At 67.1% G+C, this 13,164-nt stretch carries 15 protein-coding genes and 1 pseudogene; 15 read left to right on the top strand and 1 reads right to left on the bottom strand.

Features of this window, described 5'->3' with window-relative positions; all coding sequences use genetic code 11:
• Nucleotides 1-93: 93 nt before the first annotated feature.
• The 5 genes and pseudogenes from FPJ27_RS13190 to FPJ27_RS13170 all read left to right on the top strand — a co-directional run bounded on the left by FPJ27_RS13190 (nucleotide 94) and on the right by FPJ27_RS13170 (nucleotide 3,344).
• Complete coding sequence (locus FPJ27_RS13190) at nucleotides 94-699, top strand: alpha-ketoglutarate-dependent dioxygenase AlkB (protein WP_204421419.1); 606 nt, start codon at nucleotides 94-96, stop codon at nucleotides 697-699.
• Between the two features lie 340 nt (nucleotides 700-1,039).
• Nucleotides 1,040-1,246, top strand: coding sequence for a hypothetical protein (locus tag FPJ27_RS13185; protein ID WP_034180396.1), 207 nt, complete (start codon nucleotides 1,040-1,042; stop codon nucleotides 1,244-1,246).
• A gap of 131 nt (nucleotides 1,247-1,377) precedes the next feature.
• Nucleotides 1,378-1,593: pseudogene (locus FPJ27_RS13180) on the top strand (YbaB/EbfC family DNA-binding protein); the annotation flags it as partial.
• 97 nt (nucleotides 1,594-1,690) lie between these two features.
• Nucleotides 1,691-2,170: a type 6 secretion system effector deamidase TecA gene (tecA, locus tag FPJ27_RS13175; RefSeq protein WP_204421418.1), complete on the top strand. Its 480-nt coding sequence runs from the start codon at nucleotides 1,691-1,693 to the stop codon at nucleotides 2,168-2,170.
• Between the two features lie 280 nt (nucleotides 2,171-2,450).
• Nucleotides 2,451-3,344, top strand: coding sequence for an IclR family transcriptional regulator (locus tag FPJ27_RS13170; protein WP_034180374.1), 894 nt, complete (start codon nucleotides 2,451-2,453; stop codon nucleotides 3,342-3,344).
• Between the two features lie 92 nt (nucleotides 3,345-3,436).
• Here FPJ27_RS13170 and FPJ27_RS13165 read toward each other — a convergent pair whose 3' ends face one another.
• Nucleotides 3,437-4,519 carry a porin gene (locus FPJ27_RS13165; RefSeq protein WP_204421417.1) on the bottom strand — a complete coding sequence of 361 codons (1,083 nt, stop codon included), beginning with the start codon at nucleotides 4,517-4,519 and terminating at the stop codon, nucleotides 3,437-3,439.
• A gap of 448 nt (nucleotides 4,520-4,967) precedes the next feature.
• On the opposite strand from FPJ27_RS13165, the gene FPJ27_RS13160 reads away from it, so the two are divergent.
• From FPJ27_RS13160 to FPJ27_RS13115, 10 genes are read left to right on the top strand one after another with little or no spacing between them, the layout of a single operon-like run.
• On the top strand, nucleotides 4,968-5,285 hold the full coding sequence (locus FPJ27_RS13160; protein ID WP_027789384.1) for a non-heme iron oxygenase ferredoxin subunit: 318 nt from the start codon (nucleotides 4,968-4,970) through the stop codon (nucleotides 5,283-5,285).
• A gap of 1 nt (nucleotide 5,286) precedes the next feature.
• A complete protein-coding gene (locus FPJ27_RS13155) occupies nucleotides 5,287-5,598 on the top strand; it encodes a recombinase-like helix-turn-helix domain-containing protein (protein ID WP_034180372.1) in 312 nt (103 codons plus the stop codon).
• Nucleotides 5,599-5,653: 55 nt separating this feature from the next.
• Nucleotides 5,654-6,724: an aromatic ring-hydroxylating dioxygenase subunit alpha gene (locus tag FPJ27_RS13150; RefSeq protein ID WP_204421416.1), complete on the top strand. Its 1,071-nt coding sequence runs from the start codon at nucleotides 5,654-5,656 to the stop codon at nucleotides 6,722-6,724.
• Nucleotides 6,717-7,487 carry an SDR family oxidoreductase gene (locus FPJ27_RS13145; RefSeq protein WP_204421415.1) on the top strand — a complete coding sequence of 257 codons (771 nt, stop codon included), beginning with the start codon at nucleotides 6,717-6,719 and terminating at the stop codon, nucleotides 7,485-7,487. Before FPJ27_RS13150 ends, FPJ27_RS13145 begins: the two co-directional genes overlap by 8 nt.
• A gap of 29 nt (nucleotides 7,488-7,516) precedes the next feature.
• Nucleotides 7,517-8,044 carry a cupin domain-containing protein gene (locus FPJ27_RS13140; RefSeq protein ID WP_034180369.1) on the top strand — a complete coding sequence of 176 codons (528 nt, stop codon included), beginning with the start codon at nucleotides 7,517-7,519 and terminating at the stop codon, nucleotides 8,042-8,044.
• Nucleotides 8,045-8,062: 18 nt separating this feature from the next.
• On the top strand, nucleotides 8,063-8,959 hold the full coding sequence (locus tag FPJ27_RS13135; protein WP_204421414.1) for an alpha/beta fold hydrolase: 897 nt from the start codon (nucleotides 8,063-8,065) through the stop codon (nucleotides 8,957-8,959).
• Nucleotides 8,956-9,810 (top strand): IclR family transcriptional regulator, encoded by an 855-nt coding sequence (locus tag FPJ27_RS13130; RefSeq protein WP_204421413.1) that lies wholly within the window; start codon nucleotides 8,956-8,958, stop codon nucleotides 9,808-9,810. The genes FPJ27_RS13135 and FPJ27_RS13130 overlap by 4 nt, the downstream gene beginning before the upstream one ends.
• A complete protein-coding gene (locus tag FPJ27_RS13125) occupies nucleotides 9,807-10,604 on the top strand; it encodes an SDR family oxidoreductase (RefSeq protein WP_204421412.1) in 798 nt (265 codons plus the stop codon). The genes FPJ27_RS13130 and FPJ27_RS13125 overlap by 4 nt, the downstream gene beginning before the upstream one ends.
• Complete coding sequence (locus FPJ27_RS13120; RefSeq protein WP_204421411.1) at nucleotides 10,597-12,264, top strand: thiamine pyrophosphate-binding protein; 1,668 nt, start codon at nucleotides 10,597-10,599, stop codon at nucleotides 12,262-12,264. The genes FPJ27_RS13125 and FPJ27_RS13120 overlap by 8 nt, the downstream gene beginning before the upstream one ends.
• A complete protein-coding gene (locus FPJ27_RS13115; RefSeq protein WP_204421410.1) occupies nucleotides 12,257-13,084 on the top strand; it encodes an aspartate dehydrogenase in 828 nt (275 codons plus the stop codon). The genes FPJ27_RS13120 and FPJ27_RS13115 overlap by 8 nt, the downstream gene beginning before the upstream one ends.
• The last annotated feature ends 80 nt before the right edge of the window (nucleotides 13,085-13,164 follow it).

The raw sequence follows: 13,164 nt of genomic DNA, 5'->3' as shown, positions 1-13,164 counted from the left end.
TCGGCGAATCACGGCGCATAGCGGCGCGCGGCGCCGTTGGCTAGTATGCAGGCATGCGCTGTTCGTCCCCTTCACCGCCCGTTTCCTCCCGACATGTCGACGCCCGATCTTTTCTCTGACACGCCCGTGCCCGACGTGGACTGGTACCCGGACTGGCTCGCGCAACCCGACGCCGACCGCGCGCTGGCCGCGCTGATCGGCGAGGTCGCGTGGCGGCAGGACACGATCCGCACGCCGCGCGGCCGCATTCCGTTGCCGAGGCTCACGGCGTGGCAGGGCGAGCCCGACGCCGTTTACGTGTATTCGGGGATCCGCAACGTGCCGGCGCCGTGGACGCCGGCCGTGCTCGACCTGAAGCACGCGGTCGAGGCGACATGCGGTGCGCGATTCAACAGCGTGCTGCTCAATTGCTACCGCAACGGGCAGGACAGCCTCGGCTGGCACGCGGACAACGAGCCAGAACTTGGCGATGCGCCGGTGATCGCGTCGGTGAGCCTCGGTGCGATGCGCGTGTTCGATCTTCGCCATCGCGCGACCGGCGTCACGCATGCGTATCGCCTCGTGCACGGCAGCCTGCTGGTGATGCGTGGGCGTACGCAGGCCGAATGGCAGCATCGCGTGCCGAAGGCGCCGAGCGTGCAGGGCGAGCGCGTCAACCTGACATTCCGGCGCGTGATGCCGGCCGGTACGGGCCGGTAGCGGCAGGCTGTCAAGCGGTGCCCGGATGGCCGGGAGGTTCCCGCCCCGTTTTTGTGACCCACGAACGACCGATGCACGCAATCGGCCGCGCGTGCGGCACGTTGCCGCATGAGCGTTGTACCGTGTTGCCTGAAGCGGCTTTGAGGCCCGTCCCATATGGGTTTCAGGAATATTCGATCGACCGGCCGGTTCCGATAGATGAGTGAAACCTCTGATGGTGCGTCGCAACAATCATTGACTAGACTGTCGAATGGCTGAAACGCGCCGCATACCGGCGCGACCCTTTCGACATGCCCCGTGCGTTGCCGATGCAACGCGCAAGGGGGCAGGAGCTTAACGCGTGACCGTACTCGACCCTTCCTTCGAACCCTCGCTGCACGTCTTTGAACAAGACGGCGGATGGCAATGGGCGCTGACGGTGAAGCGGGCGACCGGCGTCGGGGTGAAAGTCGTCGCATTCAGCCGGGAAGGCTTTCGCGGCGAAGCCGAGGCGTACGCCGCCGGCCAGCTTGCCCGCGCCGAGTATGACGCCGCCGTGACGGCCTGACGCCGTCGCGTCGATCCCGCCCGAGGATCGACTTACCGCCTGACGCCCGCCGCCCGCCGTTTTTCCCGATCGATTCCTGTCTTCCGTCAACCGCGATGCGCACATCGCGCGGTACCGCGCGCGAGTGCCGATGGATCGGCGCGAACGGCGTCGTCACGCGCGTCGAATTCGCGTCGCTGGGAGATCCCGACGCGGACGCGACGCTGCGGCAACTGCTCACGGCCGGCGGCCTGCTGGCCGAGCCGCCGCCGCCCGACATGCTGCAACCGTTGCGCGTGCGCCTGCGGCTCGCGCCGAATCCCGACGCGGCGGCCGCCGCACCGGCGTCGGCGGCGCGCGCGCCGTGACGCCCGGGCCGGCCGCTGCCGGCGGATATCGTAATAAGATATGAGGTTATTGCGTTGGCGGGACGACGATGCCCTTCTTCCTCAAAAGGACCTACCCATGCAACTGACCCAGTTAGGCGGCCATGTCGCCCAATCCGGCTTCGCCGAAAAGCAGAAACATGCGCAAGCGCTGATGTACGGCATGGCCGACATCAACGAGTATGTATCCGGCGGCGTCTGCTACGACGCAGCGGCCTATGTCCGGTACCTGCTGCGCGGCGACGCGATGATCGCGCCCGGTGCGCTGCTCGACACGATCGGTCAGCACTGGAGGACGCGATTCAACTTCGAGACCGGCGATCAATGGGACGGGCGCGCCAGCATTCCGGCGGGAACCGCGGTCGGTTTCTCCCGCGGCGGCAATGTCTTTCATGCCGCGATCGCGGTCGGCGGCAGCCGGATCCGGGCCGTGAACGGCGGCCGTCTGGGCAGCGGATGGATGTATGCGGTCGACCTCGCACGAGTGCTCGAGCAGGATGCGGCCGGCGGCTTCACGTACGATCGCGCGAACATCCGGGTCCACCTGTCGCGCCTGTAGGCGGCGCGGCGCCGGATGCCGCGCCGCTCGCGGTCTTTCAGCCGCCCGAAACGGGCAACGGCCGGGTTCCCGCCGTTCGGCGATTTCCGCATGGCGTCGCGCTGTCCATCGCTGCTATCCTCTCGACCGTGAATGACTCTGCATGGGTTCGCGGATGCGCAGGCTGCGTCGCGGCGAAGCGCGCGGGTGCGAGCCTGCGCGCGCGCTGGAGTAGCATGACTGAATATCCACGACGATCCATGACCTGTTTCGTGACTGATTTCCTTCCGTCCATGTCCACATGGTCAAGACAACGATGAGTGACGCACCCGATCCTGCCGCTGCCGGTGACGACGAATCGTCCGGCGGCGCTTCGTCCTATCTGGTGCCGGGGCTCGAGCGCGGGCTGCGGATCCTCGCCGAATTCTCGGCGCGCGAGCCCGTGCTCGGCGCGCCCGAGTTGTCGAAGCGCATCGGCATTCCGCGCACGACCACGTTCCGCCTGCTGCAGACGCTCGAGGCGCTCGGTTTTCTCGAACGCGTGAACGGCGACCGCCATTTCCGGCTCGGCGTCGGCGTGCTGCGGCTCGGCTTCGAATACCTGAACTCGCTCGAACTGACCGATCTCGGCGCGCCCGTGCTCGAACGGCTGCGCGATTCCACCGGCTTCTCGACGCACCTGCTGATCCGCGACCAGCGCGACGTGGTATTCGTCGCGAAGGCACAGAGCAATGCGTCGATGTTCGGTTCGGTGAAGGTGCACGTCGGCACGCGCCTGCCCGCGCATGCGACCGTGCACGGCCACGTGCTGATGGGCGACCTGACGCGCGACGCGCTGCGCCAGCTCTATCCGGAAAAGCGGCTCGAGCAGTTCACCGAGCGCACGCCGGGCACCGTCGACGAACTGTACGAGCGCGTGCGGCAGTACGCGCGGCTTGGCTATGCGGTCAGCGAGGCGGCGTTCGAAAGCGGCATCTCGGCCGTGACCGCGCCCGTGCGCGATCATTCGGGTTCGATCGTCGCGGCGATCACTGCGACGGTGCCGCGCTCGGAGATCGGCGAGGCCGGCGAGAAGGAGCGGCTCGTCGAAGCCGTGTGCGGTGCGGCGGTCGACCTGTCGCAGCGCCTGAACTATCGTCCGCTCGAAAGCGACCCGACGTTCGCGCATGCGCGCCACAAGGTCGCGATGTTCTGACGTACAGGTGGCGCGACGCGCCCGGCATCGCAAACGACAAGAGCGGCTCGCGGGCCGCTCTTGTCGTTTCAGGTGCGAACGCGCGAAACCGCTCAGAACGAGTGGTGGATCCCCGTGAGCACGATCACCTGGTTCGCGGTGCTCGATACGCCGGCCGTGAAGAACGCGGCCTTCGCGCCGCCCGAACCGTGTTCGTACAACACGTTCGCATAGAGTTGCGTGCGCTTCGACAGCGCGTAGATGTCGCCGAGCTCGACCTGCGTCCAGCGGCGGCCGGCCAGCGTCGTGGTCGCCGCGCCGCCCGCGATCGTGTTGAACGCGCTGCTGCGGTAGTTCACGCCTGCGTCATAGCTCTGGAACGTATCCGAAAAGCCGTTCGACTGCATCTTCGTGCGCGTGTAGAGGCCGTGCACGAGGAAGTCGCCGAACTGGTACGACGCGCCCGCGCCGATGTTCTCGACCTTGTTCGCGATATAGCCGTTCGCGGTGTTCTGCCCCTGGAATGACGCGATACCCGTCTGGCCGATCAGGATCGAGCGGTCGTGCTCGTTCGAGTAGACGGCCGACGCCTTGAACGGCCCGTTCGCATAGTTCAGCGCGACGCCGACCGACTTGCCGGTCGAGAAGTTCGTCGTGTTGCCGAGCGCGAGCGTCGCCGCGGCCGAGAAGCCCGCGTAGGTCGGCGAACGGTACTTCACCGAATTGTTGTACGGCACGTTGCCGGTTGCGGCGAGCCCGTCGATGTTGCCGGGGTGGAATGCGTACCAGCTCAGCGCCAGGTAGGCCGTGCTGAGCGGATCGAGATAGTCGAACGACAGCGGCGTCTGGCGGCCGAGCGTCAGCGTGCCGTAGCGCTCCGAGCTGAGGCCGACGAATGCCGCGCGGTTCCAGATCGTGTTCGCGGTCGCGAACTGGCCGTTGTTCGTATAGAAGCCGTTTTCGAGCTGGAAGATCGCCGACAGGCCGTCGCCGAGGTCTTCCTTGCCCTTCAGGCCCCACCGATCGGGCTGCGTGTTGCCCTGGATCATCGCCCACTTCGCATGACCGCCGACGTTGTTCACGTACGCGACGCCCGCATCCAGGCTGCCGTACAGCACCACGCTGCTCTGCGCCCACGCGCCCGACGTGGCGCCCATCCCGATGACTGCTGCTGCTACCACCGCATGCTTGACCATTTGATCTCCTGACTCTCCAACCTGATGAAAACGTGTCGTGGCGGCATGCGCGGGGACGGCCGGCCGTCACGCGTGTTCCACCGCCGGATGGGCATTTCTCGTGTTCCATATAAGGAACGACGTGCCTCTGATGGAATGGAGTATAGGGGCGTCAGGCGCGTGATCAAAAATAAATTTTTCGGGACGGATGGGTTCCCGGACGGTGCGCGGCATCACTGCGCGGAGCCCGCAAAAAGGGCATAACTACCTGCCAAAAAACAAAAAATCACATTTGATGGGGTAGGCGGGGTCAATGGTCGACCTGGTGGTCGGTGTTTTCCCTAGGGCACGCAGCTTTTTGTTTTACTCGTGGAAAGTCACTTCTATAATCACCATCCATAAACTGTTGTTCCTAATATGGAACAAAACGAGAGGCAAACCGAGAGTCGATCAGAAGGAAGGGTGTGAGATGTCTGAACAATGGATTTGCGCCGGACACGCCGGCGCGCTGTCGGAAGACACGCCGATCGAGTTCAAGCGGACCGACGGCGTCGAAATCGGGATCTACCGCGTCGGCGACGACGTGTATGCGCTCGAGAACGTGTGCCCGCATGCGTACGCGCTGCTGACGCAGGGGTTCGTCGACGAAGGCACGGTCGAATGCCCGCTGCACGAGGCCGTGTTCGACATCAGGACGGGCGAATGCCTGAAGGGTCCGGGCGGACGCGCGCTGAAGCAGTACGCGGTGCGCCTCGCCGGCGAGGAAATCCAGATCAAGGTGGAATGACATGAAAGAAGCGACCGTCAACTTCAATCCCTTCCTGAAGCCGTGGGTGGCGCCGCAGCCGAACAACGTCGCCGGCAAGGGGCAGATCGAGATCCCCGGCCAGGTCGAGAACCGGATCTGGCAGAACCGCAAGGCCGAGCCGACCCAGTACGAGAACGATCTCGGCGATGCGCTCGAACGCGTGTTCGAAGCCGGTGCGACCGAACTGGACGACGTCGTCGCGGGCCTGAACCGCATCGGCTTCCGCGCACCGGACGGCACGCCGTGGACGCCCGAGCGCTTCCGCGCCGAAATGGCCGCGCTCGCGGAATGACCCCGCCGAGCGCGCGATCCGCCGACCCGACGACAACCGCATCCGGAGCACACTGATGACGTCCCCCGTACAACACGCTTCCCAACACGACCCGGTCCGTGACTATCTCGACCGCGGCATCAAGAACTACTGGTATCCCGTCGCGCCGAGCTGGCAGGTGTCGAACGCACCCGTCGGCCTCACGCGCCTGTCCGAGCAGATCGTGCTGTGGCGCGATCACGACGGCAAGGTCCACGCACTCGAGGATCGCTGCCCGCACCGCGGCGCGCGGCTGTCGCTCGGCTGGAACCTCGGCGGCAGCATCGCGTGCTGGTATCACGGCATCGAAGTCGACGGCGGCGGCACGGTCAACCGTGTGCCGGCCGTGTCGAACTGTCCGCTCGAAGGCACGAAGTGCGTGAAGTCCTATCCGGTCGAAGAGAAGGCCGGCGCGATCTTCCTGTGGTTCGGCGACGAAGCGCACGGCGAGCCGGCGCCGCTGAACCTGCCCGAGGAACTGGTCGCCGACGAATATGGCCACTTCCTGTGCGTGTCGAACTGGAAGTGCAATTACCAGTACGCGATCGACAACGTGATGGACCCGATGCACGGCGCGTACCTGCATGCGACGTCGCACTCGATGGCCGAAGGCGACAAGCAGGCCGACATGCGCGTGCGCAAGACGGAAACGGGCCTGATGTTCGAGAAGATCGGCCAGCGCGACGTGAACTTCGACTGGGTCGAACTCGGCGAAACCGGCTGCTTGTGGATGCGCCTCGCGATTCCGTACAAGCAGAAGTTCGGCCCGGGCGGCAACTTCGGGATCATCGGCTTCGCGACGCCGGTCGACGGCGACAACTGCCAGGTCTACTTCTGGCGCACGCGCAAGGTCAGCGGCTGGCAGCGCGACGTGTGGCGTTTCATGTACCGCAACCGCCTCGAAGGGCTGCACTGGGACGTGCTCGAGCAGGACCGCTATGTCCTCGAAAGCCTCGCGCCGCAGGCGCGCGATCACGAATACCTGTACCAGCACGACGTCGGCATCACGCGGGTGCGCCGGATGCTGCGCCAGCGTGCGCAGGAACACTTGTCCGCGCTCGACGCGCATCGCGCGGCGCAAGCCGCATCGGAGCCCGCGAATGGCTGAGCTCGCACCGGTCGTGCCGCTCGCGGGGCGCCGCGTGCTCGTCACCGGCGGCGCGCGAGGTCTCGGCGCGGCGTTCGTGAAGGCGCTCGTCACCGCGGGCGCGCAGGTCGCATTCGGCGACGTGCTGGCTGACGACGGCCGTGCGCTGGCCGCGCAACTGTCGGAAGCCGGCCATGTTGCGCATTTCTTCGCGCTCGACCTGGCCGATCCGGCGAGCGTCGACGCATTCGTCGCGCAGGGCGCGGCCGCGCTCGGCGGCATCGACGCGCTGATCAACAACGCGGCGATCACGAACTCGGGCGGCAAGCTGTCGACGGAGCTCGACGTCGCGACGTGGGACGCCGTGATGAACGTGAACGTGCGCGGTGTGTGGCTCGTCAGCAATGCGGCGCTGCCGCACCTCGCGAAGTCGGGCCGCGGCGCGATCGTGAACCTCGCATCGGACACCGCGCTGTGGGGCGCGCCGAAGCTGCTCGCGTACGTCGCGAGCAAGGGCGCGGTGATCGCGATGACGCATGCGCAGGCGCGCGAGTTCGGCGCGCACGGCGTGACGGTCAACGCGATCGCGCCGGGGCTGACCGAAGTCGAGGCGACGGCCTACGTGCCGGCCGAGCGCCACGCGTTCTACCTGCAGGGCCGCGCGCTGACGCGTGCGCAGGTGCCCGACGACGTGACGGGCCCCGTGCTGTTCCTGCTGTCGGACGGCGCGCGCTTCGTGACGGGCCAACTGCTGCCGGTGAACGGCGGCTTCGTGATGAATTGATGTTTTCACCCTTGATGAAGGAGTTGACGATGGCGGACGCCGATCTCGAACGCAAGTCGTGGGACCAGCCGGAAGGCGCAAGCTTCAACGACTGGATGGAAGGGCGCGTCGCGCGCTACGCGACGCGGCGCTACGACTGGGACGCACTGAAGTTCCAGGCCGACTACGACCCGAAGTACCGCCGTGCGCAGATGCGCTATGTCGGCACCGGCGGCACGGGCGTCGCGAAGGACGTCAACACGGTGCCGGCCGGCAACTTCACGTTCTCGACGATGGTCATCCCGGCCGGCAACATCGGCCCGAGTCACATCCATATCGACGTGGAAGAAATCTTCTTCGTTCTGCGCGGCAAGATGAAGGTGATCTGCGAGCGCGACGGCGAGACGTGGGAAGCGATCCTCGGCGAGCGCGACCTGATCTCGGTGCCGCCGGGCGTGTATCGCACGGAAATCAACATCGGCGAGGAAGACGCGCTGATGTGCGTGATGCTCGGTTCGCCGAAGCCGATCACGCCGACGTATCCGCCCGATTCGCCGCTCGCGAAGATCAAGCGTTGATACGGAGCCGGTGAAGCAATGAGTGTCATCGACAAACGTGAACGCGACCGCACCGCGGCATTCGCAACGCTGCTCGGACAGTTTCCCGAGCAGCGTTGCGCGGCCGGCGCGGCAGGCACGATCGGTTATCGCGAGGCCGGCGCGCAGCATGCGGGCCGCGCGCTGCCCGTCGTGCTGCTGCACGGGATCGGCTCGGGCGCCGCATCGTGGGTGCGCCAGCTCGACGCGCTCGGCGCATCGCGGCGCGTGCTCGCGTGGGATGCGCCCGGTTATGGCGTGTCGACGCCCGTGCACGGTGCGTCGCCGGCTGCCGCCGATTACGCGGCATCGCTGAACGCGTGGCTCGAGGCACTCGGCATCGAACGCTGCGTGCTGGTCGGGCATTCGCTCGGCGCGATCGTCGCGGGCGGTCTCGCCCGCGTGATGCCCGGCCGGATCGCCGGCTTGCTGCTGGTGTCGCCTGCCGGCGGCTACGGCAGCGCGCCCGCCGAAACGCGCGAGTCGCGCCGCGACGCGCGGCTCGCGATGCTCGCGGAACTCGGTCCGGCCGGGCTCGCCGAGCAGCGCAGCGGCAACATGCTGTCCGGTTTCGCGAGCGAGGATGCGCGTGCGTGGGTGCGCTGGAACATGGCGCGCATCGTGCCGGCAGGTTACGCGCAGGCCACGCATCTGCTCGCGAATGCCGATCTCGCGGCCGATCTCGCCGGTTTTCGCGGCCGCACGGCCGTGGCCGTCGGCGCGAACGACGCGATCACGCCGCCCGCCGCATGCGAGCGGATCGCCGCGGCCGCGCACGTTGGGCTGCAGGTTATTCCGCAAGCCGGTCATGCCGGGTACGTGGAAGCGCCGGCCGTTTATTCCGCACTGATCGACACGTTCTGTCGTCAGTGTGATACGCAGTGGGGTCTGGCATGAGCGAACCGCTGCAACAAGAACCCGAAAACGGCAAGGCCGAGGCCAGCTACGTGGTGCCGGGCCTCGAACGCGGGCTGCGGATTCTCGCCGAATTCTCGCCGCGCGAGCCCGTGCTCGGCGCGCCCGAGTTGTCGAAGCGGCTCGGCATTCCGCGCACGACGGTGTTCCGTCTGCTGCAGACGCTCGAATCGCTCGGCTTTCTCGAGCGTGCGGACAAGGATCGCAACTACAAGCTCGGCATCGCCGTGCTGCGGCTCGGCTTCGAATACCTGAGCTCGCTGGAGCTGACCGATCTCGGCCTGCCGGTGATCGAGAGCCTGCGCGACGCGACCGGCTTCACGACGCACATCGTGATCCGCGACGGCCGCGACGTCGTGTTCGTCGCGAAGGCGCAGAGCCAGTCGCCGGTGTTCAGCTCGATCCGCGTGAACGTCGGCACGCGCTTGCCCGCGCATGCGACGACGCACGGCCACGTGCTGATGGGCGACCTGTCGCTGAAGGCGCTGCGCTCGCTGTATCCGGAAGGCACGCTGAACCGGATGACGAGCGCGACGCCGGAGACGGTCGATGCGTTGTACGAAGTGATCCGCGAGGATGTGCTGCGCGGCTATGGCGTCAGCAATTCGTCGTTCGAACGCGGCATCTCGGTGGTCACGGCACCGGTGCGAAACGAGACGCAGAAGATCGTCGCGTGCATCACGGTGACGGTGCCGCGGCCGGAGATCGACGCGGCGCTGATCGCGGACGGGTTGATCGACAAGGTGCAGCGCGCGGCGGCGGAACTGTCGCGGCGGCTCAATTACCGCTCGGATGACGAGCACACGTTTATGAAGGCGTTAGGACTCCGATGATTGAGATCGATCTGACCGGGCAGGTTGCGGTGGTGACGGGCGGTTCGTCCGGCATCGGCCTCGCGACGGCCGAACGATTCCTGCAGGCCGGCGCATCGGTCGCGATTTGCGGCCGCGACAGCGACCGCCTCGCACGCGCCGAAGCGATGCTTCGCGACAAATACGCGGGCGCGCAACTGCTCGCCGAGCGCTGCAACGTGCTCGACGAAGCCGACGTGGCCGCGTTCGCACAAGCGGTGTCCGCGCGCTTCGGCGGTACCGACATGCTGGTCAACAACGCAGGCCAGGGCCGCGTGTCGACCTTCGCCGATACGACCGACGACGCGTGGCGCGACGAGCTCGAACTGAAGTACTTCAGCATCATCCGCCCGACGCGCGCGTTCCTGCCGCTGCTGCGCGACGCGCAGGCGCCGACGATCACCTGCGTGAATTCGCTGCTCGCGCTGCAGCCCGAGCCGCACATGGTCGCGACGTCGTCGGCGCGCGCGGGCGTGCTGAGCCTCGTGAAGTCGCTCGCGACCGAACTGGCGCCGCAGCGCATCCGCGTGAACTCGATCCTGATCGGCATCGTCGAGTCCGGCCAGTGGCGCCGCCGCTACGAAGCGCAGGCGCAAGCCGGCGAAAGCTGGGAAGACTGGACGGGTGCGCTCGCGCGCAAGAAGAACATTCCGCTGAACCGCTTCGGCAAGCCCGACGAGGCCGCCTGGGCACTTTTTTATCTCGCAACGCATCTGTCGTCCTACACGACGGGCAGCCATATCGACGTTTCTGGAGGCTTTGCACGCCATGTCTGAAAAAACCACGGTTGGCGAGCTGATTGCCGCCTTTCTCGAGCAGTGCGGCGTGAAAACCGCATTTGGTGTCATCTCGATCCACAACATGCCGATCCTCGACGCGATCAACTCGCGCGGCAACATCCGGTATGTCGGCGCGCGCGGCGAAGCCGGCGCGGTGAACATGGCCGACGGCCTGGCCCGCGTGTCGGGCGGCCTCGGCGTCGCGTTCACGAGCACGGGCACGGCGGCGGGCAACGCGGCCGGCGCGATGGTCGAGGCACTGACGGCCGGCACCGCGATGCTGCACATTACGGGGCAGATCGAGACACCGTACCTCGACCAGGATCTCGCCTATATCCATGAAGCGCCCGATCAATTGACGATGCTGGACGCGATCTCGAAGGCCGCGTTCCGCGTGCGCACGGTCGAGACCGTGCTGCCGACGATCCGCGAAGCCGTGCGCATCGCGCAGACCGCGCCGACGGGCCCCGTGTCGGTCGAGATTCCGATCGACATCCAGGCCGCCGAAATCGAATGGCCGGAAGACCTCGCGCCGGCACACGTCGCGGTGCGCGAGCACGACGCCGCACGCGTCGCGAAGCTCGCCGAGGCACTCGCGGCCAAGCGCCGTCCGCTGCTGTGGCTCGGCGGCGGCGCGCGCCACGCCCGCGACGAAGTCGAGCGCCTCGTGAAGCTCGGCTTCGGCGTCGTGACGAGCGTGCAGGGCCGCGGCGTGCTGCCCGAGGATCATCCGGCGACGCTCGGCGCGTTCAACGTGCATGCGTCCGTCGAAGCGTTCTACAAGACCTGCGACGCACTCGTCGTGGTCGGCTCGCGCCTGCGCGGCAACGAGACGCTGAAGTACAAGCTCGCGCTGCCGCAGCCGCTGTTCCGCGTCGATGCCGACGCGCTCGCCGACAACCGCGGCTATCGCAACGAGCTGTTCGTGCACGGCGATTCGAAGCGCGTGCTGGCTGAACTGGCCGACCGCCTCGAAGGCCGCCTGTCGGTCGATCCGCAGTTCGCATCCGATCTCGCGGCGGCCCGCGAGCAGGCGGTTGCCGATGTGGCGAAGGGCCTGGGGCCCTACAAGCAGCTCGTCGATACGCTGCAGGGCGCCGTCGGCCGCGACTACAACTGGGTGCGCGACGTGACGATCTCGAACAGCACGTGGGGCAACCGCCTGCTGAAGATCTTCGAACCGTGCGCGGGCGTGCATGCGCTCGGCGGCGGCATCGGCCAGGGGATTCAGATGGGCATCGGCGCGGCGCTGGCGGGTGCCGCCGCGAAGACGGTCTGCCTCGTCGGCGACGGCGGCCTGATGGTCAACGTCGGTGAGCTGGTGACGGCCGTGCAGGAAAACGCGAACGTGATGATCGTGCTGATGAACGATCAGTGCTACGGCGTGATCCGCAACATCCAGGACGCGCACTACGGTGGCCGCCGCTGCTTCGTGCAATTGCACCAGCCCGATTTCGCGCAGTTCTGCGCGAGCTTCGGCCTCACGCATTACCGAATCACGTCGCTCGACCAGGCCGAAGCGATCGTGCGCGAAGGGATGGCAAAGGAAGGGCCGGTGATGGTCGAAGTCGACATGCTGTCGGTCGGCTCGTTCGCATCGCAGTTCGCAGGCCCGCCGGTGAAGAAGGAAGCACCGGCGGAGCGCCAGTATGCGTAACGATCACGCACGCGGGCACGCACCCGTCGACGTCGCGATGATCGGCTTCGGCGCGATCGGCGCGGCCGTGTATCACGCGGTCGAGCACGATGCGGCGCTGCGCATCGCGCACGTGATCGTGCCCGACCACCAGCGCGCCGCGGTGCAGGGCGTGCTGGGCGGCGCGGTGGAGGTCGTGTCGTCGGTCGACGCACTGGCCCGCCGCCCCGGGTTCGCGCTCGAATGCGCGGGCCACAGTGCGCTCGTCGATCACGTCGTGCCGCTCTTGAAGGCCGGCACCGACTGCGCGGTCGCATCGATCGGCGCGCTGTCCGATCTCGCGCTGCTCGACGTGCTGTCTCGGGCCGCCGACGAAGGCGACGCGACGCTGACGCTGCTGTCCGGCGCGATCGGCGGCATCGACGCGCTGGCTTCCGCGAAGCAGGGCGGTCTCGACGAAGTGCTGTACGTCGGCCGCAAGCCGCCGCTCGGCTGGCTCGGCACGCCGGCCGAGGAATTGTGCGACCTGCGCGCGATGACCGAAGAAAAGGTGATCTTCGAAGGCACCGCGCGCGACGCCGCGCGGCTGTATCCGAAGAACGCGAACGTCGCGGCGACCGTCGCGCTCGCGGGCCTCGGCCTCGATGCGACGCGCGTGCGCCTGATCGCCGATCCGGCCGTCGCGCGCAACGTGCACCGCATCACCGCGTGCGGCGCATTCGGCGAGATGTCGCTGGAAATGAGCGGCAAGCCGCTGCCCGACAACCCGAAGACGTCCGCGCTGACGGCGTTCAGTGCGATCCGCGCGCTGCGCAACCGCGTGGCCCGCTGCGTGATCTGAGCGGCGCTTCGAGAGATTCGGACTATTGAACGTCCGTCCGCGCCACGGCGAGGGCGGGTGCGCAGAGACAGATTTGTGGA

The organism is Burkholderia sp. MS455, from assembly GCF_016899445.1.
In the GTDB taxonomy this organism is placed as follows: Bacteria; Pseudomonadota; Gammaproteobacteria; order Burkholderiales; family Burkholderiaceae; genus Burkholderia; species Burkholderia pyrrocinia_C.
Note: the sequence above shows the minus strand (reverse complement) of the source record. Positions and strands in the feature narration are given on the sequence as shown.

What these genes read in the sequence shown, in the direction of transcription:
- FPJ27_RS13130 (WP_204421413.1), top strand. Translation starts at nt 8,956, where the DNA reads ATGAGCGAACCGCTGCAACAAGAACCCGAAAACGGCAAGGCCGAGGCC.
- FPJ27_RS13150 (WP_204421416.1), top strand. Translation starts at nt 5,654, where the DNA reads ATGACGTCCCCCGTACAACACGCTTCCCAACACGACCCGGTCCGTGAC.
- FPJ27_RS13135 (WP_204421414.1), top strand. Translation starts at nt 8,063, where the DNA reads ATGAGTGTCATCGACAAACGTGAACGCGACCGCACCGCGGCATTCGCA.
- FPJ27_RS13140 (WP_034180369.1), top strand. Translation starts at nt 7,517, where the DNA reads ATGGCGGACGCCGATCTCGAACGCAAGTCGTGGGACCAGCCGGAAGGC.
- FPJ27_RS13145 (WP_204421415.1), top strand. Translation starts at nt 6,717, where the DNA reads ATGGCTGAGCTCGCACCGGTCGTGCCGCTCGCGGGGCGCCGCGTGCTC.
- FPJ27_RS13160 (WP_027789384.1), top strand. Translation starts at nt 4,968, where the DNA reads ATGTCTGAACAATGGATTTGCGCCGGACACGCCGGCGCGCTGTCGGAA.
- FPJ27_RS13115 (WP_204421410.1), top strand. Translation starts at nt 12,257, where the DNA reads ATGCGTAACGATCACGCACGCGGGCACGCACCCGTCGACGTCGCGATG.
- FPJ27_RS13170 (WP_034180374.1), top strand. Translation starts at nt 2,451, where the DNA reads ATGGTCAAGACAACGATGAGTGACGCACCCGATCCTGCCGCTGCCGGT.
- FPJ27_RS13165 (WP_204421417.1), bottom strand. Translation starts at nt 4,519, where the DNA reads ATGGTCAAGCATGCGGTGGTAGCAGCAGCAGTCATCGGGATGGGCGCC.
- FPJ27_RS13125 (WP_204421412.1), top strand. Translation starts at nt 9,807, where the DNA reads ATGATTGAGATCGATCTGACCGGGCAGGTTGCGGTGGTGACGGGCGGT.
- tecA (WP_204421418.1), top strand. Translation starts at nt 1,691, where the DNA reads ATGCAACTGACCCAGTTAGGCGGCCATGTCGCCCAATCCGGCTTCGCC.
- FPJ27_RS13190 (WP_204421419.1), top strand. Translation starts at nt 94, where the DNA reads ATGTCGACGCCCGATCTTTTCTCTGACACGCCCGTGCCCGACGTGGAC.
- FPJ27_RS13155 (WP_034180372.1), top strand. Translation starts at nt 5,287, where the DNA reads ATGAAAGAAGCGACCGTCAACTTCAATCCCTTCCTGAAGCCGTGGGTG.
- FPJ27_RS13120 (WP_204421411.1), top strand. Translation starts at nt 10,597, where the DNA reads ATGTCTGAAAAAACCACGGTTGGCGAGCTGATTGCCGCCTTTCTCGAG.